This is a genomic window from Acinetobacter sp. 1207_04, assembly GCF_052850415.1.
Genome location: NZ_VXCQ01000047.1, coordinates 1 through 276, shown reverse-complemented (window position 1 = coordinate 276; position 276 = coordinate 1). Strand labels below are relative to the sequence as shown.

Below are 276 nucleotides of genomic sequence, written 5' to 3'. Positions count from 1 at the left end.
GGGTCAAGGCACACTTAACCAATTGGCAGTGCAATATGATACTACGACACAAGATGTCATTACGCTGAAAGGTACAAGTGGTACGAAAATTACCAATTTACAAAATGGTGATATTTCAACAGTAAGCTCAAAAGATGCGGTAACAGGCGGACAGTTATATACAACGAATACGGCCATTAGCACTTTAGATGGTCGAGTGACAACCGAAGTGGGAACGCTGAATACGCGTATAGGAACAGAAGTCGGCACGTTAAATACAAGAATGACATCTGAAGT

General features: G+C 41.7%; 1 protein-coding gene. It reads left to right on the top strand.

Annotation, left to right across the window (positions count from 1 at the left end; translation table 11 throughout):
• The coding region (locus FW754_RS16420; RefSeq protein ID WP_446325266.1) for a hypothetical protein at nucleotides 1-276 on the top strand (276 nt) is incomplete at both ends.